The organism is Estrella lausannensis (genome assembly GCF_900000175.1).
GTDB classification, from domain to species: Bacteria; Chlamydiota; Chlamydiia; order Chlamydiales; family Criblamydiaceae; genus Estrella; species Estrella lausannensis.
The window spans coordinates 33,026-55,337 of sequence record NZ_CWGJ01000012.1; the positions used below are offsets into that span (position 1 = coordinate 33,026).

At 48.0% G+C, this 22,312-nt stretch carries 20 protein-coding genes and 1 pseudogene; 7 read left to right on the top strand and 14 right to left on the bottom strand.

From position 1 onward, the window contains the following. Positions 1-162: 162 nt before the first annotated feature. Positions 163-1,089 (top strand): DUF6268 family outer membrane beta-barrel protein, encoded by a 927-nt coding sequence (locus tag ELAC_RS05170; RefSeq protein ID WP_098038225.1) that lies wholly within the window; start codon positions 163-165, stop codon positions 1,087-1,089. 99 nt (positions 1,090-1,188) lie between these two features. On the opposite strand, the gene ELAC_RS05175 is transcribed toward ELAC_RS05170, so the two are convergent. Then, positions 1,189-2,211, bottom strand: a complete 1,023-nt coding sequence (locus tag ELAC_RS05175) for a choline/ethanolamine kinase family protein (protein WP_098038226.1) — start codon at positions 2,209-2,211, stop codon at positions 1,189-1,191. Continuing rightward, complete coding sequence (locus ELAC_RS05180) at positions 2,208-3,167, bottom strand: aldo/keto reductase (protein ID WP_098038227.1); 960 nt, start codon at positions 3,165-3,167, stop codon at positions 2,208-2,210. The genes ELAC_RS05175 and ELAC_RS05180 overlap by 4 nt, the downstream gene beginning before the upstream one ends. Before the next feature lie 291 nt (positions 3,168-3,458). On the opposite strand from ELAC_RS05180, the gene ELAC_RS05185 reads away from it, so the two are divergent. Continuing rightward, on the top strand, positions 3,459-4,184 hold the full coding sequence (locus tag ELAC_RS05185; protein WP_098038228.1) for a class I SAM-dependent methyltransferase: 726 nt from the start codon (positions 3,459-3,461) through the stop codon (positions 4,182-4,184). A gap of 10 nt (positions 4,185-4,194) precedes the next feature. On the opposite strand, the gene ELAC_RS05190 is transcribed toward ELAC_RS05185, so the two are convergent. The 3 genes from ELAC_RS05190 to ELAC_RS05200 all read right to left on the bottom strand — a co-directional run bounded on the left by ELAC_RS05190 (position 4,195) and on the right by ELAC_RS05200 (position 7,320). Beyond that, positions 4,195-5,130, bottom strand: coding sequence for a TIGR01777 family oxidoreductase (locus tag ELAC_RS05190; RefSeq protein WP_098038229.1), 936 nt, complete (start codon positions 5,128-5,130; stop codon positions 4,195-4,197). Beyond that, positions 5,082-5,678 carry a thioredoxin family protein gene (locus tag ELAC_RS05195; protein WP_098038230.1) on the bottom strand — a complete coding sequence of 199 codons (597 nt, stop codon included), beginning with the start codon at positions 5,676-5,678 and terminating at the stop codon, positions 5,082-5,084. Before ELAC_RS05195 ends, ELAC_RS05190 begins: the two co-directional genes overlap by 49 nt. 277 nt (positions 5,679-5,955) lie before the next feature. Continuing rightward, positions 5,956-7,320 carry a leucine-rich repeat domain-containing protein gene (locus ELAC_RS05200; protein WP_098038231.1) on the bottom strand — a complete coding sequence of 455 codons (1,365 nt, stop codon included), beginning with the start codon at positions 7,318-7,320 and terminating at the stop codon, positions 5,956-5,958. A 339-nt stretch (positions 7,321-7,659) separates the two neighbouring features. Here ELAC_RS05200 and gatC point away from each other — a divergent pair, with 339 nt between their 5' ends. The 4 genes and pseudogenes from gatC to ELAC_RS05220 all read left to right on the top strand — a co-directional run bounded on the left by gatC (position 7,660) and on the right by ELAC_RS05220 (position 11,861). Further along, positions 7,660-7,986 (top strand): Asp-tRNA(Asn)/Glu-tRNA(Gln) amidotransferase subunit GatC, encoded by a 327-nt coding sequence (gene gatC / locus ELAC_RS05205; protein ID WP_098038232.1) that lies wholly within the window; start codon positions 7,660-7,662, stop codon positions 7,984-7,986. 3 nt (positions 7,987-7,989) lie between these two features. Beyond that, positions 7,990-9,457 (top strand): annotated as a pseudogene (gene gatA / locus ELAC_RS12055) (Asp-tRNA(Asn)/Glu-tRNA(Gln) amidotransferase subunit GatA). A 42-nt stretch (positions 9,458-9,499) separates the two neighbouring features. Next, positions 9,500-10,954 carry an Asp-tRNA(Asn)/Glu-tRNA(Gln) amidotransferase subunit GatB gene (gatB, locus tag ELAC_RS05215; RefSeq protein WP_098038233.1) on the top strand — a complete coding sequence of 485 codons (1,455 nt, stop codon included), beginning with the start codon at positions 9,500-9,502 and terminating at the stop codon, positions 10,952-10,954. Between the two features lie 463 nt (positions 10,955-11,417). Next, entirely contained in the window at positions 11,418-11,861 is a 444-nt protein-coding gene (locus ELAC_RS05220) for a hypothetical protein (protein WP_098038234.1), read from the top strand. 127 nt (positions 11,862-11,988) lie between these two features. On the opposite strand, the gene ELAC_RS05225 is transcribed toward ELAC_RS05220, so the two are convergent. Continuing rightward, complete coding sequence (locus tag ELAC_RS05225) at positions 11,989-12,555, bottom strand: SycD/LcrH family type III secretion system chaperone (RefSeq protein WP_239414387.1); 567 nt, start codon at positions 12,553-12,555, stop codon at positions 11,989-11,991. A 265-nt stretch (positions 12,556-12,820) separates the two neighbouring features. On the opposite strand from ELAC_RS05225, the gene ELAC_RS05230 reads away from it, so the two are divergent. Further along, a complete protein-coding gene (locus ELAC_RS05230) occupies positions 12,821-13,213 on the top strand; it encodes a hypothetical protein (RefSeq protein WP_098038235.1) in 393 nt (130 codons plus the stop codon). Positions 13,214-13,433: 220 nt separating this feature from the next. On the opposite strand, the gene ELAC_RS05235 is transcribed toward ELAC_RS05230, so the two are convergent. The 8 genes from ELAC_RS05235 to cheB all read right to left on the bottom strand — a co-directional run bounded on the left by ELAC_RS05235 (position 13,434) and on the right by cheB (position 22,075). Next, positions 13,434-14,336: a tyrosine recombinase gene (locus ELAC_RS05235; RefSeq protein WP_098038236.1), complete on the bottom strand. Its 903-nt coding sequence runs from the start codon at positions 14,334-14,336 to the stop codon at positions 13,434-13,436. A 240-nt stretch (positions 14,337-14,576) separates the two neighbouring features. Further along, positions 14,577-15,074: a hypothetical protein gene (locus ELAC_RS05240; RefSeq protein WP_098038237.1), complete on the bottom strand. Its 498-nt coding sequence runs from the start codon at positions 15,072-15,074 to the stop codon at positions 14,577-14,579. Beyond that, positions 15,068-16,252, bottom strand: coding sequence for a hypothetical protein (locus ELAC_RS05245; RefSeq protein ID WP_098038238.1), 1,185 nt, complete (start codon positions 16,250-16,252; stop codon positions 15,068-15,070). Before ELAC_RS05245 ends, ELAC_RS05240 begins: the two co-directional genes overlap by 7 nt. 24 nt (positions 16,253-16,276) lie before the next feature. Beyond that, positions 16,277-17,620: a bacillithiol biosynthesis protein BshC gene (gene bshC / locus ELAC_RS05250; protein ID WP_098038239.1), complete on the bottom strand. Its 1,344-nt coding sequence runs from the start codon at positions 17,618-17,620 to the stop codon at positions 16,277-16,279. A gap of 5 nt (positions 17,621-17,625) precedes the next feature. Next, positions 17,626-18,306 carry a tRNA (guanosine(46)-N7)-methyltransferase TrmB gene (trmB, locus tag ELAC_RS05255; protein WP_098038240.1) on the bottom strand — a complete coding sequence of 227 codons (681 nt, stop codon included), beginning with the start codon at positions 18,304-18,306 and terminating at the stop codon, positions 17,626-17,628. A 258-nt stretch (positions 18,307-18,564) separates the two neighbouring features. After that, positions 18,565-19,587, bottom strand: coding sequence for a hypothetical protein (locus ELAC_RS05260; protein ID WP_143406447.1), 1,023 nt, complete (start codon positions 19,585-19,587; stop codon positions 18,565-18,567). A 200-nt stretch (positions 19,588-19,787) separates the two neighbouring features. Beyond that, the gene (locus tag ELAC_RS05265) at positions 19,788-21,011 is read right to left on the bottom strand and encodes a fused response regulator/phosphatase (RefSeq protein WP_098038242.1); all 1,224 of its coding nucleotides are present in this window, start codon (positions 21,009-21,011) and stop codon (positions 19,788-19,790) included. Positions 21,012-21,022: 11 nt separating this feature from the next. Further along, positions 21,023-22,075 carry a chemotaxis-specific protein-glutamate methyltransferase CheB gene (gene cheB / locus ELAC_RS05270; protein WP_098038243.1) on the bottom strand — a complete coding sequence of 351 codons (1,053 nt, stop codon included), beginning with the start codon at positions 22,073-22,075 and terminating at the stop codon, positions 21,023-21,025. Between the last annotated feature and the right edge of the window lie 237 nt (positions 22,076-22,312).

Genomic DNA, 22,312 nt, shown 5'->3' on the forward strand with positions numbered 1-22,312 from the left:
TCTTCTAACTCTTAATTCACCTCTGAAACGGGCATCCATCGCGATGCCCGTTTCTTTTTCCTCCCCCCCTCTTCCTCTTTAAAAACATCCTCTTGACCTTATCGCCTCTTTTTTTTAAAAATACCCATTTGCCAGTTCGCATCACAAGCAATGGAGTCACACGTGAGAAAAAACCTAATTAAACACTTCTCTGCCGCATTAATGCTGATCAGCAGCCCTCTGCTTTCTGAATTTGAAGATGATATCTACTCACAAGAGCAGATGATCAAACCCGATCAGCAAGCAGGAGCATTCCGACTGGTTGGAAACTTCGATGTCGTCGGAAAAGCAGATATCAATAAAAAAGGATACAAAGGGCAAGATGTGCAATTTTCCAGCATCGGCGGGGAAGCCGGAGCTGTTGTGCTCTACAGCATCTGCAACCGCGAAGCCCTGTTTCTAGCGGTCGGTTACTCGCATCAGAAAATCGACTGGGACGAAAACCCCTACTTCGACCAAGACAACTTTGACACTGCCTCCCTGGCACTCCGCTTTTACAGCAATCGCTTAAAGGATTGGGTGTGGCAAGGGCAAATCGCGATCAATGGCGATATCGAACACTACGATTTTGGACGCTACACCAACTATGACCTGCTCTTGTGGGGAAAATACGAGTGGAGCTGCAATTTCAACTTACACGCAGGATTTTTCATGGAGACCGGCATGCGGATCGACCGGATCTATCCTATCGTGGGTTTCGACTGGAAATTTGCAGACGACTGGATGTTGAACGCCGTCTTCCCAACCAACATCAGCTTAGTTTATACCTATGACTGCAACTGGAAAGCCGCCCTAGCGATGCGCTTTTTCGATGTGCGGCATCGCGTCGGAGAAGATGAACCCCTGCCCCGTGCACTGGTAGCCTACCGCAATTCTGGTACAGAGCTGAGCGTTACCTATCTTTGGGATCCGTACATAGAGGCCAACCTCCATGGCGGCTGGACGCTCGGCGGTAAGCTGCGCATCTCCGACAAACTGAACCACCACCCTAAACACTTCAAACTCGACTCTTCAGGCTACTTTGGTGGCGAGATGATCGTCAAATTCTAACTAGACCGCTCTTTTTAGCGCAGCTTAGCTAAGCTGCGCTGATCCTACCGAATTTGCCTTTTGCACCGAGAAATCCTCCCTAAGATTGAAAGATTCAAGTCACCACTCCTTCTTCTCGGAGAGGAAAGAGCGCAGCGCAGTTAAGGCCATGCTAAAGATCGTTACCTGTTGATTCAATTCTCCCTTCTGATGCATCTCGAAGTATTGATCTAAATTAAGCTCTTCCTTTTTTTGCAATACCCCCACAATCTCCGCTTTCCGTTTTTCTCTCTCTTCCGGATTACTGAGACTGGGCTCCACGGATGCAAAGAGGGTTGCAAAAAGACGCAATTTACTCGCTTGCCGCATGAGGTTAAGCTTCTCCACCTCGTCTGCTGTTGGCTCGCGCTGTAAATAGAGCTTAAGCAGTTTGTTTAAATCCTTTATCCGATTAACAAGTGAAAAGTACCCAAGGTCCTGATAAAAAGTGCCCAAGCCGGCATCTGTCCAGTCGATCAGCTTAAACTGCCCCTCCGACACTAAAATGTTCAGTGCATTTAAATCATTGTGACAAGGCACTAGGTCGACTCCTGAGAAGGCGCTCTTGATCGCCTCCAGATATTGGATGGATTGACGAACCTGAACCTCAGGCAAGGGTACATCGCTATTTAAAAGAGCCGAGAGCTCCTTTTCAACTTTTTCAAAGAGCGTCACTCCCTTCGGATAATCTCCCGTAGAGTCGTGTAGCACCCGGATCGTTTGAAGCAACTTGGAAAGTTGGTCATCAGCCTCTACCTCTTTCTTCGTGAGGGTAGTCCCCGCGACAAAGTCCATAAGCACCGCTTCAAAACGCGGGGCCACATAATAGATCTTGGGAGCAATTCCTAGACGGGCAGCATAAAGGCTTGCCTCCACCTCCCGTTTCCTCGTTTCCGGGGATTCTTCTTGGGGAAAAATCCGGAGAACGTATTGTTTGCCCTGGAGCTCGACTTTGTAGTTGGACGATGCGCTAAGCCCCCCCGAAAGCTCGGAAGTCTTCAACTCCTGAAAGGGCACTTTAAAATGCTCTTCCAGATAACTTCCGGGAGAGGCTTGAGTGGAGGCATAAAAGGGAAGGGCTAAGGTAAACCAATACATCATCATAGAGCCAGTACTCCACCTGCTTCGAAAATACCCTCAATTTCCCTTTTTACATCTTCTGTAAGCCGATTTTTCAATTCCTGAACGCGAAGATTCTCTTCAAGTTGCGGCAGACTGGTCGCCCCAAGAATTACCGTACTGACATTCCTGTTTTTAAGGCACCACGCAATAGCGAGCTGTCCAGGCGTCATCTCCAAACTTTTTGCGATTCTTTCCAAATCAAGCAAGACCTCCTCTCCCCTTTCCGTCAATTGGCGCTTAAATTCCGGATGGAAGAAGAAGCGGCTTCCCTTGGGTATACCCTGTTTGTACTTTCCCGTCAGGAGACCTCCGGACAGAGGGCTCCAGATGGTCGCACCCATCCCGTATTGAGTAAACAAGGGAAGATACTCCCGCTCCATTCTGTCCCGATGCAGCATATTATACTGGGGCTGTTCCATCGAGGGAGGCGTCGCGTTGATTGCCTTTGCCACAGCATGAGCCTCTTCAATCTGATCTCTACTCCACTCCGAAGTTCCCCAATAAAAACAATGCCCGGATCGAATCAGCACATCCATCGCGCGGACAGTCTCTTCAATGGGGGTTTCAGGATCGGGGCGATGGCAAAAGAGAAGATCGACATAATCTGTTTTCAGCCTCTTTAAAGAGCGTTTTGTTCCCTCGACTAAATGTTTGAAGGAGAGCCCCCGATCGTTCGGTCCCGAACCGCCCCAGAAGATTTTAGTCGAGATCACCACATCCTCTCGTTTGTAATCCCTGAGCGCTTCACCCATAATCAACTCGGAAGCACCTCCTCCATACGCTTCGGCATTGTCAAAAAAATTGACTCCCCGCTCATAGGCGTGGCGCATCAGTTTTTTTGCTCCTTGAAGATCTAAAGAAGAGCCAAAAGTGATCCACGATCCGAACGAGAGTTCGCTGACTTTAATTCCTGCTTTTCCAAGCCTTCTGTATTCCATTCATACCCCCTAAACCTTGCGTGCCCGCTGCGGACTTTTTTTAAAAGCTATGCCAAAATCACATCCTACCCTATATCATAAATTTTCCTGTCATACCGAATGTATACTGAAAGAGTTTCCAAATTTGGTTTTTGCCAACGAGACAGATCCCTGCGATCAAAAGATTACAAGTTACCTAATATTAGAAGTATGAAGTGACTTATAATCTCTCGGTCTAGGGGGCATTCTCAAAGCCCCCATGCCAAATTTTGATAGGCTTTCGTTATCTACCGAAAAAAAGTGGGGCTGCCCATGCAAAAAGACTCGTGGACTCAAGAGTGGTTTAATGAAGATTATCTCCGACTGTATGCCGCAAGAGGAGGAGAAGAGGCTGCAAAGAACGCTCGTTTCATTATCAAAGCCCTCAGGCTGAGTGGAAACGAAAGAGTGCTTGATGTCGGATGCGGATCCGGACGCTATGTATTTGTTTTCCGAGAGCTTGGATTTGCCATTGAGGGGATTGACTTTTCACCATTTCTGATCGAAATCGCGAAAAAAGAGGCTAAGAAACAGAGTCTCTCCCCCACCCTGTTCCATCTGGGTGATATTCGCACCAGCGCGCTCTCTCCGCAGTACGACACCCTTCTTTCCCTCTTCACTTCGTTCGGGTATTTCTCCGACGCAGAAAATCTGAACGTGTTGAAGGCTATGCGCGGTAAAGTGCGATCAAAGGGAAAGCTCTTTCTGGATTATCTCAATCCAAATTATGTCATAGAACACCTCTTGCCAAAGGAAGAGCTTATTCTTAATGGAGAGAAGATCGTGATTGAGCGTCAAGTAACAGAAGGGTGCGTGGAGAAGAAAATAGCTTTTCCCACAAAAGAGTACTTCGAGAGAGTAAAACTCTATTCCCTGGAAGAGCTAACCGAGCTTCTGCATCAGGCTGGATTTGAAAGAACAAACGCATATGGCAGTTTCGAGGGAGAAGCATACAATCTCTTCTCTCCGCGCTTGATTTTGACCGCCGAAGCGAAATGACAAAGCCAAACTACCTGATGTAATGCTCTAGAGCCTGATCTAAAGTACCAAAGCGGAAGCGAAACCCATTTTTCAACAATTTTTCAGGCGCCACTTTCTGAGACGAGAGCAGGAGCTCATCGCCCATCTGTCCAAACATCAACCTGACAATAGCCTTTGGCATGGGGATAAGGGCAGGCCTCCTCATCGCTTTTGAAAGCTCTTTTGTAAACTCCCGATTCGACACGGGATTGGGCGAGACCATATTGACAGGTCCCTGAATCTGCTTATCGGTCAGGATAAATCCTACCGCCGATACCAGATCATCTAAAGCAACCCAGCTCATCGACTGGGAGCCGTCGCCTATCACCCCACCGAGGCAGAGGCTGAATGGGAGAGCCATTTTAGCTAGCACCCCTCCGCCATGTCCCAGGACAATTCCGGTTCTCAAAAATACCGTGCGCACCCCTCTATCCTTGACAGGGAGCAAAGCGCGCTCCCACTCCTCGCAAACGGTGGCGAGAAACCCATCCCCCCGTTTGGACTCCTCTGTCTTGAGCTCAGTCGAATTGATTCCGTAATACCCAATTGCCGAAGCGTTTATGAAAGTGGTAGGCGGATTCTTTTTTTTGAGAACAAACTGAACTAGCGTCCTTGTGGCCATCACCCGAGATGACAAGATGGCTTCTTTGCGCTTATCGCTCCATCGGCCTGATGAGACATTCTCCCCTGCCAGGTTAATGATGGCGTCAAAATCATCCTCTGTTTCAATATCCCCTTTCTCGATATCCCAGAAGATCTCCTTTCCGCCGCTCTTACCCTTCCGCTTACGGACTAGAGTGTATACCTGATGTTCTTTCGCAAGAGATGAGACAAGAGCTTTGCCAATAAAGCCTGACGCGCCGCTGATCAAAATTTTCATGACTCCTCCCTGGGCACTAAATCGCACGCCTCCGGCGGCATCCATTTTGCATCCTTTCCGGCCCACTTGACGTTGCACCCGATAGGATTAGTCAGTGGGATCGAAACTTGTTTTCCGCTGATACTTTCCGCGAGCACTCTTTCCAAATCATTCACCTTGATCTCTTTGGCGTCTTTTGGACTATCGACACCCCTCCCACAATAGATGAGATGCCTCTCTTCATTGAAAACAAAAAAGTGCGGTGTGCGCAACGCTCCAAAAGCCCGGGCAACCTCCTGCGTGTCATCATGGAGGTAAATCCAGGGAAACCTCTTTTCCTCCATGCGCTTTACCATTTCACCGAATGAGTCCTCCGGCACTGTTTCCAGACTGTTAGAGTTGATGCCAACAAAGCGAACGCCATGATTCAAATAATTCTCGGCCGTTGTGCGCGTCACCTCGTCGGAACCCGTGACATAAGGGCAGTGGTTACAAGTAAAAAAGATAACAAGCAAACGGGCGCTGTTAAAGTCATCCAAGCTATAAGTTTTACCGTCGGTTCCCTTGAGGCTGAAGTAAGGCGGCTTTGAACCAAGAGGCAATGTGAATGGCATGCGGCATTCCTTAAATTTAAGGTCGAACAATTGGACTGGGAGTGTCCCGTCATTTGGGTTTTGGCTACAAAAACACTCCCCTCAATCGAAAAATTTCAAGCACCCCCATCTCTACGAGTAGATGACTTGCAATCGTTCTATCTCAAGGGGTTATTGAAGCCCGAAACCAAATTTCCAGACCCTTCCCCTGTAGTTCTCCTTGGGATGAGCGCCCCGGAGGCTGTTTTTGCCCAAACGAAAACAGATCAGGCTCATCATAATCAAATTTTGATTTGCCCTACAAGGAAATAGCTCGCTCCATGACGGTCCTGATATTCCTAAGATTCCTAAGACTTAATAGCATAGCAAAAGAAACAGCGGGCTTAGCCTCTTGGGTGATGTGCAAAAGCTCCAGCGCTTTAAGCTGAGAGAGGCCCGAAGGCAAAATCCTAAGGTTGTTATAGGAGAGATCGAGCAACTTAAGGGAAGACAATCCTTCGCCAAAACTATCCGGCAACAATTTAAGGTCATTCAGCTTCAATGACAGATACTCTACTTTCTCCCAGCTGCCACCAAATCCATTCTGTAGATCCTTTAACTGATTCTGCTGGAGGTAAACCTGCCGTACCTTCTTGTTGGATTCCAAAAAATCGCCAGGGAGATTCTCCAGCCTGTTAAATCCCAGATTAACAATCTCAAGTTGCAGCCATAAACTGCCGAACCTCTCCGGCAACCTCCTTAAGGAATTATTGCTGACAATCAAACTTTTAAGTTTAGGCGAGCCTGCAAAACACCCTTGCTTAAACTCCGAGAGAAGGTTGTCGCTAAGATCGACTCTTTCTAGAGCCGGCAGGTCGCTGTCTATGAAAGCCGCGAGCGATGTTAATGCATTTTTTTTCAAGGTCAGCGATGTGAGTTGCTGCAGTCCGGAAAAAAATCCCGGACTAATGCATTTTATTTTATTGCAGGAGAGCTTAAAGCTTTTAAGATGAGGCCACATTGTTTTTAACTCTCCATCCAGTACAGTCAGGCTGTTGCATGACAAGTCCACCTCGGTAACACCCTTGAAATATCGCAGCTCCTCGGGAAGAGAGGTCAGACCCACTCTTGAGAGGTCTAGCGTTGTTTTATTTCCTAAAACAGCGCTCTCCTTTTCAAGCCAGGCGCGGCAATATTCTGCTTTTTGCCTTAAGGGAAGCCGGTCAAAACTCTCCTTGTTGAAATGGCCGTATCCGAAATATCTTCCCAACGAATGGAAGAGAAGCAGGAGATTGCTGTCTCTGCACTCATCCGCCACAGCCTGCACAAGCTCCAGCCTCGGAGTGGACTCCAGGATAAATCGTTCATTTTCTCTGACGAGGCTAAGTTCCTTTCTTTCCGAGAGCAACTCCCTCCAAATCCACCGAACCTTATCTGCCGCTGTACGATTTAAGAGAGATGAAACCTTGACCAGCCTGTTTACTGACGAGCCAATACCTTTTCTCTCCAAACGGATAAAAAGGTGAACAGGATCTGTGAGAATCTGGTAAAACAGTCGGCACGCTAGACTGGACGTTTTCATATCCGATTCGAGCAAGATCAGTCTAAGGCAGTCCCTTGGCAGATCCAGCAGAGTGAAACCAGAGATTTCACTAACAAATTGAGAGGAAGTGGCTTGAGTCATACTCTTCTCCCGTTAAATAAGAGACTGTCCACACACTGCAATCGTAGTATTGGTGATACCGAAAGTGTCTCAAAATTTAGTTTTTGCCAACGAGACAAGTCCTCAGAGAATACGAGTGTAGCAAGCCGCCTACTATTAGAAATGTGAGGTGATTGGCTACCTTTCAACCCCGAAGCATTTGCAAAGCCCCCGTGCCGAAATTTGATAGGCTTTCAACACACATTGCGCTCCCCCTTTCTTTCTTCCTTTCCCTCTTTAAATCGCAAGAAAAAACCGGTCTCTTTCTTGCCTCTTTTGGACAGATGGAGTATCCTTTCTCTATCGACTAGGAGAATTGTAATGTCCCATCTAAATGAAGAGTCAATCCGTAAGCTGACGGAGCTGTCTTGCATCCAGTGCTCCAAAGAAGAGATGCAGTCTCTCATGACCGACCTTGAAAAAATTTTAAGCTACTTTGATGAACTGAATGAGCTCGATACCACAAACGTAGCGGCATGCAACCATGTGCTAAAAGAGCTGAATAACGTCATGAGGGAAGATGTCGTCCAAAACCCGATGCCGCGAGAGACATTTCTTTCCAACGCACCCGAGCACACTGGAGGCATGATCCGCGTTCCCCTGGTGATCACGAAAGCAAAAGCTGAAGAAGAAGAGGAGATGCCTTAAAATATGCACACATTATCAGCAACAGAACTGAAAGGCAAATTCCTACGAGGAGAGCTCTCGGCCAAGGAAATTACAGAACATTTCCTCCAGAGGATCAGTCGGTATGACGGCGAGGTAGGATCCTTCCTATCCACTTGCGACGAGAGAGCTATAAAAAAAGCTGAAGAGCTGGATCAGAAGAAAAAGAGCGGCGCCAAACTAGGCAAGCTCGCCGGCATTCCCGTCGCCTTCAAAGACAACATCCATGTGAAGGGTGAAATCACCACTTGCGCCTCTAAATTTTTGACCAACTACCGGGCCCCTTTCAATGCGACCGTGACCGACCTCATCGAAGCAGAAGATGGCATTGTCATCGGTAAAACAAACATGGACGAGTTTGCCATGGGCTCATCGACCGAAAACTCGGCTCTCAAATCCACAAAAAACCCGTGGAATCTGCGATGCGTACCCGGTGGGTCTTCTGGCGGTTCAGCCGCCAGCCGCCGCTGTTGCTGCCCGTTTAAGCCCCATATCCCTCGGAAGCGATACCGGAGGATCTATCCGCTTGCCCGCTGCATTCACAGGACTGATCGGCTATAAGCCAACCTACGGCCCCGTCTGCCGCGTCTCCCGTTTCGGTCTTGTTGCCTACGGCTCGTCACTCGATCAGATTGGGCCTCTTGCGACCAGCGTCGAAGATGCCGCGCTGATGATGGAAGTCATCGGACAGAGCTGCGAGCGTGATTCCACCAGCATTCCAAGAGGAAGCGAATCTATCCTTCCACTCCTTGGCAAATCGATCAGCGGACTCAGGGTCGGCGTACCCTACCACGCTATCGAATCCCTTGCGGAGGAACCTAAAAAAGCCTTCGAAAAAGGCCTCGAGCGTTTGCAGTCTCTTGGTGCAACTGTCGTTCCCATAGAGCTCTCCATGATCAAGTACTCCATTCCGGTCTACTACATCCTGGCCACTGCCGAGGCATCGACTAACCTGGCCCGATTTGATGGAATCCGCTACGGGGTGCGATCGAAGCAAGCCAAATCGTTGAAGGAGGTCTACCGACTCTCCAAGGAAGAAGGTTTCGGAGCTGAAGTAAAACGACGCATTTTGCTCGGAACATTCGTTTTGTCCGCCGGATATCAAGATGCTTACTACAAAAAGGCGCAAAAAGTGCGCACGCTCATGCTGAATGAATTTGAAGGCTGCTTCAAGACTTGCGACACGATTGCCATGCCGGTATCGCCGTTCGCGGCATTCGAAGCCGATTCGATAAAAGATCCCATCCAGATGTATCTGGAAGATATCTACACTATCTTGAGCAACCTTGTGGGCTGTCCCTCCATCAGCGTACCCAATGGTTTTACAAAAGAAGGGATGCCTCTCGGCTTCCAGCTGCTCGCAAGGCAGCATGAAGACGCCAGACTGCTTTCAGTTGCTCATGCCTTCCACTCCGCCGGCGAAAAATGCCAGATCCCGGAAAGCTATCGATAAATAATTTCAGTTAAGAACCAATCTTCCATACCAGGATAAGCTATGGCAAATGCACAATGGGAAACAGTAATCGGTCTTGAGATCCATGCCGAACTGAACACCAAATCCAAACTCTTCAGCACCGCTCCCAATCGCTTCGGAGATGAGCCCAATACCAATATCACCGAAGTGTGCACAGGGCAACCCGGAGCGCTTCCCGTGCTGAATAAAGAGGCGGTTCGCAAAGCCGTTCAGTTTGGCCTGGCAGTCAACGCCGAGATTTCCAAGTTCAGTAAATTCGACCGTAAATCCTACTTCTATCCCGACAGCCCAAGGAACTTTCAGATCACGCAGTTTGATGAGCCGATTGTTCGAGGGGGAAGCGTAGTTGCCGAAGTGGATGGTCACGAAATGACCTTTCACATCAACCGCGCTCACCTCGAAGATGACGCGGGAATGCTCAAGCACTTCACTAACTTCGCAGGAGTCGATTACAACCGGGCCGGGGTACCTCTCATTGAAATCGTATCCGAACCCTGTCTCAAAAGCCCAAAAGAAGCGGTAGCCTATGCCATGGCGATCAAATCCATCCTGGAGTACATCGACGCTTCTGACTGCAACATGGAAGAGGGGTCGCTGCGCATGGACTGCAACATCTCTGTCCGCCCTGTCGGGGAAACCAAGCTGCGCAATAAGATCGAGATCAAAAACATGAACTCCTTCTCCAACATGGAGATCGCTCTCGAAGGGGAGATCAAGAGACAGATCCGTGAATACACGCAAAATCCCGGAAAAAACCCCTCTGATGTCATTCATCAGTCGACCTATCGCTTCGATCCTGACCGCAAGACGACTGTTCTCATGCGCCGCAAGGAAGACGCTGATGACTACCGCTACTTCCCCGAGCCTGATCTTGTGCCCATCATCTTAACCGATGCGTACATTGAAGAAATCAGGGCCTCGCTGCCGGAACTGCCCTTGCAGAGGAAAAGACGGTATGTAAACGAGCTTGGACTCTCAGAGCACAGTGCTTTTGTTTTAACGACCGACAAAGCGCTTGCCGACTATTTTGATGCCGCCATGAAGCACTCACGGAATGCCAAAGGCGTCTGCAACTGGATCACTGTGGAGTTTGTAGGAAGGCTGAAAGAGGAATTCAAACCTTTACCCCAGTCCGGAATAGCTCCTGAGAATATTGCCGAACTGGTCAACATGATCGACGATAAAACCATTACAGGAAAAATCGCCAAGGCAGTAGCTGACGACATGGTAAAGACGCCCGGAGTAGCCCCCTCATTGATCGTCAGGCAAAACCCTGACTATCAGCCGGTATCCGATACCAGTGAAGTGATGGCCTTTATCGATCTCGTACTTAAAGAAAATGCGCAGTCCGTCGCAGATTATAAATCCGGTAAGGATCGTGCCTTTGGCTTTTTGATCGGCCAGGTGATGAAGCTCTCAAAAGGGAAAGCATCGCCGGATCTTGTCAACCAGCTCTTAAAAGACAGGTTGCAGTAACTGGCAGCAAAGCACACTACTCGCTGAGATACTTTTGCGGGAATTGCCGGCCTCGGCCGAAGAGCAAGAATTTGTAAATTGACACTGCACTCTTCGGCTTAGGCAGCGTCACCTGCAGGGACAGGTTCTACCTGAATCAGTAGGCTTTGCGACTGAATAGGACTGCAAGCTGCCCGAATCCCACGCCGCCCACATTCGGGCCAATCTCCAGCTCCGCTGTTAAAGCAAAAATGCCTCAAAGTCAGAAAATCAAACTTTGAGGCACTTTCGGTATAACTACCGGCATTTACTGTGAATCCTGAGCTGGCGAACAAAAATCACACGATAACGAGCACTTTATCAATAAATTATTTTGTTTATATTATTATTTCATAAACATCAACTTAATCGTCTCTTAACATTATTTTTTTATAGTAGTAGACAAAAGTAAATAGTAAAATTCTTTAATATCAAGGAGAATACAATGAGTTCGATTACAAGAGACGCTTACGGACCTAGCTTTTTCGATACAGCAAACCAATTCATCAACACCGCGATCGACACAGTAACGCAAAAATATCAGGAACTGGAAGAATCTCAACCCAAAGTGATTGCCATTGCCAAGAAAGTTCTTCCGATTGCGCTTCTGGTTATCTCCCTCTTCATTAGCCCGATTTTCACTTTAGTCGGTCTGGGCATCGGATTAGCCTTCTCCAAGCAGATCAATCCTCTCCTGGAAAGGATTCAAAACTCCGCCATCGAAGGGTTTAGAAACACAAATCTTCTGGGGAAAATTTTGATGGCAGCAGGCGCAGCTTGTATCGGGATGGTTATTCCAATGAGCGCTCAGTGCCTCATGATGGGCGTGAGCGGTGGGTTGCACATAAACAAATCACTTCAGGGCGTAGCTCTGCCAACGAATCAATAAATTTAACACACCCCCTTTTTCCTCCCTGCCGGTCTTGGAATTCTACATTCCAGACCGGTTTTTTTTAGCGCACTACCGCGACACACTGAAACTTTGAGATTCGCTCTCATCTCGGCGTGTGGCGCTGTCACTCTTCATGAGGTTGGTCTTTGAGCAAAACTGCTTTTGCTTTCACCGCCTGATCGTGAATCTCGCCAAATTCATCAGAGTCGGCCGCATATTCGATGGCCAGATCCAACGCCATCAGAGCGCTTTCCCTGTCATGGATCGCAAAAAGACACTTTGCCAGATAAAAATAGGGAACAGGACTCTCCACCTGGCAGATCGCAGCCATCTCATAGGCATCGATTGCAGATTCAAACTCATGGCACATCTGGGTAGCCATCCCAAGCCCCATCCAGTAGTCATGGTGATAGGGATTTAGGGTAACCAAAAAAAGAAAGGCATTAGCGGCATCGGTGTAGCGCTTTCCTACAAACAACTTATAGGCTGCCTGGTAGAAATCGGCCATCGATTCGTCAGAAATTTCCAAGATATCCTGCGCACTTTTCCCCTCCTGAAGCTCTCTCTTCACTCGTTCGTGATCTTTCAGTTTCTCTTTTACTTTTTTGGGTAAATCAAACTCTTTTTTTTTCTTTCGCGGTGGCAAGGATTCCTCTTCTTTGAACCGGTCCTTTAAAATAGCTGCCGGCACATACTCTTCATCGCCTGCAAAATAGAAAAAAATTCCCTAGCTGTCAAATATTCATATAAGGAATGGAAAGACTTTTCTTTTACCTTTGCTGCTAAATACTTTAAACATTATCATCTATCTTATCGCAAGTAGCGATCTGATTTTATAGTAGATAATTTGAATATTCAATTAGGTAAATACCGTATATTCACTTTGGTAAACGCCAAGAGTGTCTCAAAATTCGAGATGCCTGCGGCTGATAGCAACACTTAATAAGGCAAATCCCATGCAACCAGCAACACAAAGGACACATACCCCAATCGAAGAGCCTCCTTTACCGGTGACTTTTTGGGAAAAAGTTAAAGATATCGGATGGAAGGTCTGGGAGGCTGTAAAAGCCATTTTTTACCTGCTCGCAGGAGTAGCCCTTTTTATCGCCAATCCCTCCCTTTTTGCGATCGGCGCTGCCACAGGTGTTATTTTTGACGAGAAGGTCAAGGAGATTGCTGAAAAGATTTCGGTCATCTACAACAGTCAGCAGTGGAAGGTGCTGACTCTGACAGCGATCGGAGCTTTCTTTTCGTTGCCGGTCACTGCGGGTGCTTTGGCGATCGGCTTCGGCGCGCATCTCGGCTACAGCCTGCTTCCCGAAAAAGAAGAAGTCCGGTCCCCCGTTTAAAAGGCTGTCAGCAAGCACATCACACACTTTCATCCGCGGCAGAAGCTCTTATCTCAAAATTTGGCATGAGGGCTTTGAGAAACCCTCGGGATTGAGACATTGCAAGTCGCCTCACAGTCTTAATATTAGGTGACTTGTAATCATTCAATCGTCGGGAGCTTTCACTTTGCCAACCCCAATTTTTGAGACACATTCGGTATAACTAGCAGCCGCCCCAACTTCAATCGGGTTGGTAACGCGGATGGAAATTTAAAAACGCCTCGCTTAGATGGTGGGTGGACACTCGCATGTACCGATCCGTGGAAGAAATGCTCGAGTGCCCCATCATCTCCTGGATAACCCGCAAATCAGCCCCTCCGTCCAAGAGATGAGTCGCAAACGAGTGCCTGAGTGTGTGCGGATGAATATTTTTTTCAATACCAGCCTCCTCGCCATACTCTTTAATCTTGCGCCAGATTAAAAATCGGTCGACACGCTTTCCTTTGGAAGTCACAAAAAGGGCCTGGTTGGTCGCGCTCTCGTATTGTGCCCGGTAATGGAGCAAATAGGAATCGATCGCCAAAAGCGCCTTTCTGCCGATCGGCACAACCCGCTCCTTGCGCCCTTTGCCTTTGACTTTCACAAAAGTATCGTCCACATCATAAATATCGAGCTGTATAGCCTCGGAAACACGTAAGCCGGAGCCATAGAGAAGCTCCATAATTGCCCTGTCGCGACTCCCCTCTTCTTCGCTGCAGTCCGGTGCGTTTAGAAGAGCTGTTACCTCACGCACAGTCAAGACAGCAGGAAGAAGCTGCCACAACTTTGGAGAATCGATCAGATCGGTGATATTGGTCGCAACATAGTCTTCCTGCTTCAGAAAGCGATAGAAGATTTTAATGGCCATGAAAGCCCTGAATATGGTGGACTCTTTTAAATCCTTCGACTTCAAAAAAGCAAGATAGTCAATGAGAGAGTCTTCTGACGCCTCTTCAAGCTTCTCGCCCCTGACATCTTTCAGGTGGTTTAAGAACAAGGAAACATCATGCCCATAACCTTCCTGAGTGCTTAGGGCAAGGTTGCGCTCGCTGGCAAGGTAGCAGGCAAAATCCTCAAATGGATCCCTAAGAGAGCGGTTTTTCATAAACCTTTCCGTAAATTATGCAATCGACGATTTCTAGAATTTTGAGGCGCTTTCGGTATATACCGAAAGCGCCTCAAAATTCTAGAAATCGTCGATTGCATAATTTACGGAAAGGTTTATGAAAAACCGCTCTCTTAGGGATCCATTTGAGGATTTTGCCTGCTACCTTGCCAGCGAGCGCAACCTTGCCCTAAGCACTCAGGAAGGTTATGGGCATGATGTTTCCTTGTTCTTAAACCATCAAATTCCGATGATGGATTTAATCTCCTCGTCAAGCGAAGCTAGGTCGATGGCCGCTGCCTCAACTTTGGGAACGGAATAGGTCTCGCCGGAGGAAGGCATTTCAAATAAAAAGAAAGCGAGCCCCTCTTGCTCCACCTCTCCTCTTCTTGCCAAAACTTTCCGCCGCTCCAAGTACAGAGCAAGCAAGTAAAGCGATGGCTCTTTTCCCGAGGGGTTTTGCTGGAGTCTCTCAAACAGCTCCTTAGCCGCCTCATCCTTTTGACGGGAACCCATTGAGACTTTTTTCTCGCCCGGCATGATGGATTTCCAAGAGGAAAGAGGGGGGGCTTCCGCACTTTGTCCGCTGCAGCCGTGACAGGCGTCGACACGGACTAACGAGGCGCCTCCGCTTTGAAACAGGCACGACACCAAAGAGTCGCCCTTGTTAAATTTATTCCCGCAGATTTGGCAGTTTGCCCCTCTCCTGGGAATCTCGATGCGTCCAATGGCTAACATAGTTCATTCCTTCCTAAGACTTGGGTCCACTCTTGCCAATCCACCGCCTCTTCAAGATCGTGCTCTTTGCAGCAAGACACTAAAGTTCCTTCTGTCGATAGATAGCCCATGACCCTTCTTTTACCCTCTCTGGAAAGAGGTGCTGCAACGATCAACGTTTCTACATCATCCCATTCGCTTGGCAGTAAAGTCTCGGGTATCATGCGGAAAGCGATACCGCGTTCGATCAACCAGTGCGCGGTTTCACCAATCGCTTTATAATCGTTCCAGCGTTTATTCTCCAGCGGCGGTAGTAAAATTGCGGTAGCCTTCTCAACTGAAGAATCCGCAGGCGGTAACCTGTGGCCGAAAAAAGCATAAGGATGCTCCTGCATCTCCTCCAACCTGATTCCGGTGTGCATCTGCTGAGCTCCCAGCGGAGCGATGAGCACGCGGCCCAAACGAGCGCGGTTGAGCAGGGCGGCTTTCGTAGCTAGCGGCATCTCCCGGCTTAGCTCAAGCAAGAGAAAGAGCGGGCAATTTGCCGGCAGCTCCCCTCCAAGCCGTTCCATCAAATGAAAGACCATTTCAAAAAAAGCCAAGGAGAGAAGAAAACGCCCGGCGTCACTTGTTTCAAAATGATTGTAATCGAGATGGGAAAAATCGACGACGGTCACATTCACATCAGACGACAACGCCTCGGGTGTTGAGTAGACTTCCGACACCCATATTCTAAAAGAATCGAGTAGTTTAAAATCTCTTTTCATCAACGGAAAGAAATCGGCACTCCCTCTAAAGCCGATGACGCCGAGAACATTGTCAGAAAAAGGGATGAGTATCCTTTCTCTAAAGGCTTTCAACGAAAACGCCATCTGGGAAAAAAATGCCTCGGACTCGATCGATGTGCGCGGATTGTCAAAGAGGCCAAAATCCAGATCGAAAACTATCTTCAGCGCCAGCTCTTTGGCCCGGCTGGCAACTGCCACTGTCTCTTTGAAATGCAAATCGGCATCAGAGCGGAGAGAGACTTTGATGGCGACTGTGTTAAATCCCTGCTTCTTCGACTCCTCGGGGTCCATATCGAGCGATACAAGAGGGGTGAATAACTCCTCTCCGTGGAAGCAAAGCTGGCCTTCGAAGTAGAAAAAATCAGGTACGCTCTCCCCTGCATTTTCGTCGTGTGCATCCCGCTCGTTCACTGCTGCTCCTTCGTATTTGATCGATTATATGTATAAAAGACGATGTCTCATATCTTCCGGATCCAACTTATCGAGAAGATCCATCAAAAGATTGCCGGAGTATTTAGACTGGAACGTAAACCAGTTCAGCACTCTCTCCTGCATTTTCCCGTGCGGTGTGAGCAAGTTTTGAATGCGATTGATCGCCTTCCCACTGATTCCGCTCTCCTTTAGCATCGCGATCTGCTCTTGGCCTCTGCCGCGAAACTGTATAAACTTCACTGGATCTACCCCGTGCCCTTTAAGGAGTTCGGCATCCTCGCGGAAGATGAACGTCGAAGAGATTCTAGGAACAAGCCACGGCATGGAAACTCCGTGGAAGCGAAAATAATTCTTTAGACCGAGAAAATAGTTCAATTCGCCGGGGCCTAAAACAGCTGCAGCCGTCGGAATCACTTGCGCTGCCATCACCGGTCTTGACATGACTGAAGAGGATATCCGTGCCGGATCTTTCTCGGCAATAGCCACCAGCTCCTCTTCGGAAATTTTTCTACCACCGGCGGAAAACCGGTTTTCAACCCAGTGAATCCTTTCTCTCTTACCCGAATCCGACCTCAAAAAAAGCGATGTCTCTCCCTCTTTGGGAAACGGCAGGTCACCGCCCAGAGGAGCCAGGCTATCCTTCTCTTTCTGAAACAAAGCGCGCACATGCTCGGTCTCAGTAATTTCCTTTTTAAAGAAGGGTGTACAAAGGGTTTTTAAGTATTTTGGTTCAATAAAAATAAGTCCCGTACCTTTGAAGAGACGCGAAAGGAAGGTGGCTATCGTCCCTGAATAGGAGGGATTGGCAGGAAGCTCAAAAGGAACTCTCATCTCTTTGAGGAAAGCTTCAACTATCTCAAAACCTCTCTCCCCCAGCCGGATATCCTCTAGGGCCACACCTCTGATCAGATGATCCAGGCGATATTTTTTTAAATTTCCCGCCTCATCGACAGAAAGAGTGCTTGCCGCCTCGTCAAGGTCATGATCTTCGCTCGCGATCCAGAAAATAGCGGGAGCATCATAGCGCCTGGCGATCGAAAGTGCGGATATGGCTTTGAGGATCGTATAACAAGGCCCCCCCATAAACCCCGGTTGCTGCCCCGTGACAACCGCCTGAACATCTGGCTGCAATAGAGTGAGGGCGGCGTCTTTAGCCGCAAAGTCATTACCGATCTGCTGATTGTAGTCGATAAGAGCCTTGACTAACGCCTCTCTTTGATAAGGAAGGTGTCTGTTTCTCGCCGCCGCCCGTACAAAGCCTCCCGGGGAAAGGGGCGCTTCCTCATAGAGGGCGTCGCTTTCAGCCGGGATGTAAATTCTGGCGGTGTCGACTGGCTCTTCAACCATTGGCTTCAAGTCCTTTTTTGGAAAGAGTGCAGCCGGATCTCCTTTCCTTTGCTCACCCAAAGAGAGTGGAAATAAGAGCCTCCGTAATCCTCTGGATTCTTATCATAATAGGGCTCGGGGTAAATAGACACAAACTCCTTGAAGGCCCCCACGGTGCTGATCATCTCCTCCGAATAGGGAATGTCATCTGTCACCAAGGTGATCTTCCCTCCCGTCTTCAAGACGCGCAGCATCTCCTTGACAAACCGCGGGTTGACGATGCGGTTTTTAGCATGACGCCGCTTCGGCCAGGGGTCTGGAAAGTTAACGTATACTTCCGTAAGACTTCCATCGGGAAAAAAAGCGCGCGTACTCTCTTCCCCTTCCCCGATGAGGACAATCAGATTTTGCAAGCCCTCTTTGTGAATTTTATTGAAAATCTGCTTACCGCGGCCAATCTTTTGTTCAACGGCGAGCCAGTTGACGGAGGGGTTCTGCTTTGCTTTCTCGGCAATCCACGCTCCGTTACCGCTGCAGTATTCAACGTGCAGGGGATGGTCATTACCAAAAAGAGAAGGGTGGCTCCAGCCAGGAAAGGCAAAAGCTTCACGATCAAAGCGGTCAGGAACAAAAAAAGCCTTTTCAAAGATTAACGGTATTCTTTTTTGAAAGGCTTCCTGCGGAATGAGGAAATGGGGCGTTTTCATAGATTTCTTCATGAAAGTTTAAAAGATGTCCGATTATAAAGCGGGAATGCAGTAAGAGACAACCTTTGAATTGAAAAAAATAGAGTTATACCGAAAGTGGCTTGAAATTTGATTTTTGGCTTTGAGAGAGTTCCTCTCAACTGCTAGGCCGCAAGTGATTTCACATTTCCACTATTCGGCAGATCACATCGAATTGCGGGCCTATCGTCAATTAGCCGGCCCGATCGATGAAAATTGATCGGGCAGCCCTTTAAAGCGTCAGGTAGGGCTAAGCTCTGCCTTTAAAATTTCATTGAACATCGCTTGCTCCCGAGTGAAAAAGGCATCAATCTCCTGGTCGCTTTTATAGCCATTCTCGGTAAAGAGAGCCTGCGTGAAAGTGTTGAGAAGAGGGGTGAATCGGGCGATAAACTTCTCTTTGGCTTGCTGCTTGACCTCTTCAGGGATTGTCACCTTGGGATGTTTTTTGGCGTGCAATTTCAAAAGACCCTCAGCCACAAGTTCCGGCTGCCTTGCGAAAAGGGCGCGCACCCTCTCGAGCTCGAGCGTCACTTTTTCCCTTTTTGGGTCAGTAAATAGCGGCTGCATATTATCCTTCCAGTCCAGGTAGGCTGTATGAACCGCTTTATCTTTCAAATCTTCTTCCGTAGCATTCAGATTCACCCTTTTTTTATGCTGAATGACTTTATCGACGAAGACTTTAAAATCGGGGTCGGTTTTCATCCGATGAATTCGAATCGACTCGGTGTTTTTTAAAAAAATGGAGGCCAAAATACCCGCCGTTCCCAACGTTCCGATTCCCGTCGCCACCATCACCGTTGTGGAAGCAGCCCCAACACCCATGCTGAGCAGGGCGGGAAGGAGGGCAAAAGGGCCAAGAATCCCCGTGAAAAGAAAAATGGCGCCTACAATCAGCATCACTTTCGCCACCGTTTGATGAAAGGACGCTTTCTTGGCCAACGTCTCTTTCTCCACCTCATCGACCGGAGGAAAAGCATAAGGGTTGGCAGCTGAAATTTTTTCTTTTGGAGTTTTAAATGTGATCTTGTTGAATATTTTATCGATTAAGCCGCCTTCGCCTGTTTTCCACCCTTCAAGACCCTCAAATGCGGATTTGTATAATCTCTGCACTTCGGCATCGCGGCTGCGAAGTTTAGGGCACTCTTTTTCAAGCAGTGCGGTGTAATCCTTCTCCTCCATGACAGATCCGAGCGCCACGTCTAAAAAATGTGATTTAGCATCAAAGGAGAGAACATGCTGGGAAAAACCTGGTGCCACCATAAAAAACCTCATGATTGAACACCGATTTTACCAAAAAACTATGAATTCCATCAATAAAAAATAAATTTACACAAAATTAACAATTATGAATCTCAAAGACGATTAATAGATAATTGATTATTTACAAACAACAAACAACTTTAGTGAGCAGAGTGACCGTTTTGGGTATATCGATGGGAGAGATTTCTCTTACCCGAAATTCACTTGATATCAAGGGCGACAATGGAAAAGTCGTCCGCAAATGAAGGCGCTTTCTTATCAGCCAGGGAAAACCGTAAGATATTATCAAGGTCCTCATCCGTGGACTGCACAGGAAGAGCTTTTAAAAATTTGACGAAGTCATCCAGAGTCGTCGTAAATCCGCTCTTAAGTTCCTGTTCAAAAACCCCATCACTGAAAAGATAGAGACGCGCGGGCCCTTTCACCTCAAAAAGAGCGTTCGTGTACGAAAAGGTCGGCATGGCCCCGATCATGAGACCGGGAGTGGTGAGCTGTTCAAAAATAGGGGGGGAACCTACTGCCCTGGACTTGATGATTGCCGGTGGGTGGCCAGCACTTGAGTAGAGGAGCGTGCCCGATGAGAGAGTATAAACCCCATACCACATCGAAAAAAACATATTATGATGCTTTTCCATAGGAAAAAGGGCGTTCATCCTCATCAACACATCGCTCGGATTGTAGTAGTCGAAGCCGATCGAAGCGGCCTTTTCGCGCAAGACGTTCACTGCAGAAATCGATAGCAGGGCGGCGCCAACACCATGACCGCAGACGTCTAATAGATAGAGGGCGAAATGGTCTTCATCAATATAATGATACCCGAAAATATCACCGCCAAGAGTCATTGAAGGGATGAATTGCCACGATGCCGTTAAACTCTTGTCTTTCAAGGGCAAAGGGAGGATAGAGCGGACATAGTCGGAAGCGTCGTCAATTTCTTTTTTGAGAGCCCGCTGGCTTTCAGCCAATCGGTCGAAGGCAAAGTTTCTCTCAAGGTGAGCGATATAAGCTTTTGAGTGATACCGTATCCTGGCGATGAACTCTTCTTTCTCAGGAAGCTTAACCATATAGTCATTGGCCCCTTCGGCAAAGGCCCGGGCTTTAATCAAGGGATCTTCTTTGACGGAGAGCACGACTAGAGGGATGTTTTTGGTGTCTTTGTGTGTTTTAAAATACTTAACCAAAGTCAAGCCATCGATTTCCGGCATGATCAGATCCTGTAAAATGACCGTCGGCTTAAGCTCGATCGCCATTTTCAGGGCTTCCGTGGGATCTTGACACCAATAAAAAACAATGTCTTGTTCGGTTACAAGGCACCTTTTTATCGCTTCGGAAATGATGCGCTGATCATCCACCAGCAACACAGAGACTGGATGCTGATTCAAATACTCCAAAGTCGACCTGTCCCGGTCTAAAATCATACTCATAGCCACATCCTTCAGGAACGTACTGCGGCTGGAGAGTTTTTCGTAGCTATCAACTCTCTGATCTTCACCCCGATCAAATCGATCGGCAGGCAATACTTCGCTGCATCCAGCTCCTTTGCCGCCCTCGGCATACCATAGACGACTGCAGTCGACCAATCTTCGATAATTGTGTCGAAACCTGCATTTTTAAGATTCAAAAGTCCCTGCGCTCCATCGGAACCCATTCCCGTGAGCAGGCAAGCTATCCCTTTCAGACCGGAAACCCGTGCGACACTGTTGAAAAAAACGTCAATGGAAGGTTTGTTCAAAAGGGTGTCTAAGCTCCCTTCAGGCAAATAATTTAAACGCATTCTTGGGTTTAGCACCAAATGGGCGTTTTTTCCCGCCACATAGGCCTCTCCCGCCTTGAGCTCTGTTTCCCCCTCCACAAGAGAAACCCTCACGGAAGACTTTTCCTGCAACCAGGAAACAAGCCCCTTGGCAAATTCATGGTCAACATGTTGCAAGATTACTGTGGCGTATGGAAAATCAGTGCCTTGCGAAGACAATATTTTACGAATCGCGACAGGCCCTCCAGTAGATGCTCCTATCAGAAGTAACGGGGGTACGGTGTGGCCGGCAAAAGAGGGGTCCGCGGGCAGGACGTAGGGGATTTCTTTACTTGAACCGCTCTCAATCAAAGATGCCATGATTTCGATCTTTTTGAGCAGATCTTGCGTCTCGACCTCGCAAGTATTGATGTCAAAAGAGGGGGTTTTAACCACATCCAGAGCGCCAGCTCCCATCGCTTCGAACACCAAAGAGACGTTTCCTGCAACATTGGCAGTCACTATCAAGATAGCGCAAGGCGCTTTACCCATGATTTCCCGGGTTGCCTCGGCGCCATTCAGCTTAGGCATCAGAAGATCCATCAGAAGAATGTCAGGTTTATTCTGAGAACATTTTTCGATGGCATCCTCTCCGTCGCAGGCCGTCCAGATAACCTTATGTCTCGTCTTCTTCTGAATGAGGTTGTTGAGGAGCTCGCAAGCCAGCTTCAAGTCATTTGCAATTGCTATCTTCATGCCTCTCCTTCTCGATTTTAGAGCCTGCCTCTAAACTTGGGTTTAGCAAACTGAAAGCTCCCCAAAGTCGAGATACTTTCGGTTTATACCGAAAGTATCTCAAAAATTGGGATTTTGGCTTTGAGAAAGCCTCGGGATTGAAAGATGACAAGTCACCTAATATTAGAAATATGAGGTGACTTGCCATCTTTCAATCCCGAGGCTTTCTCATTGCCAAAAACCAAATTTTGAGACACT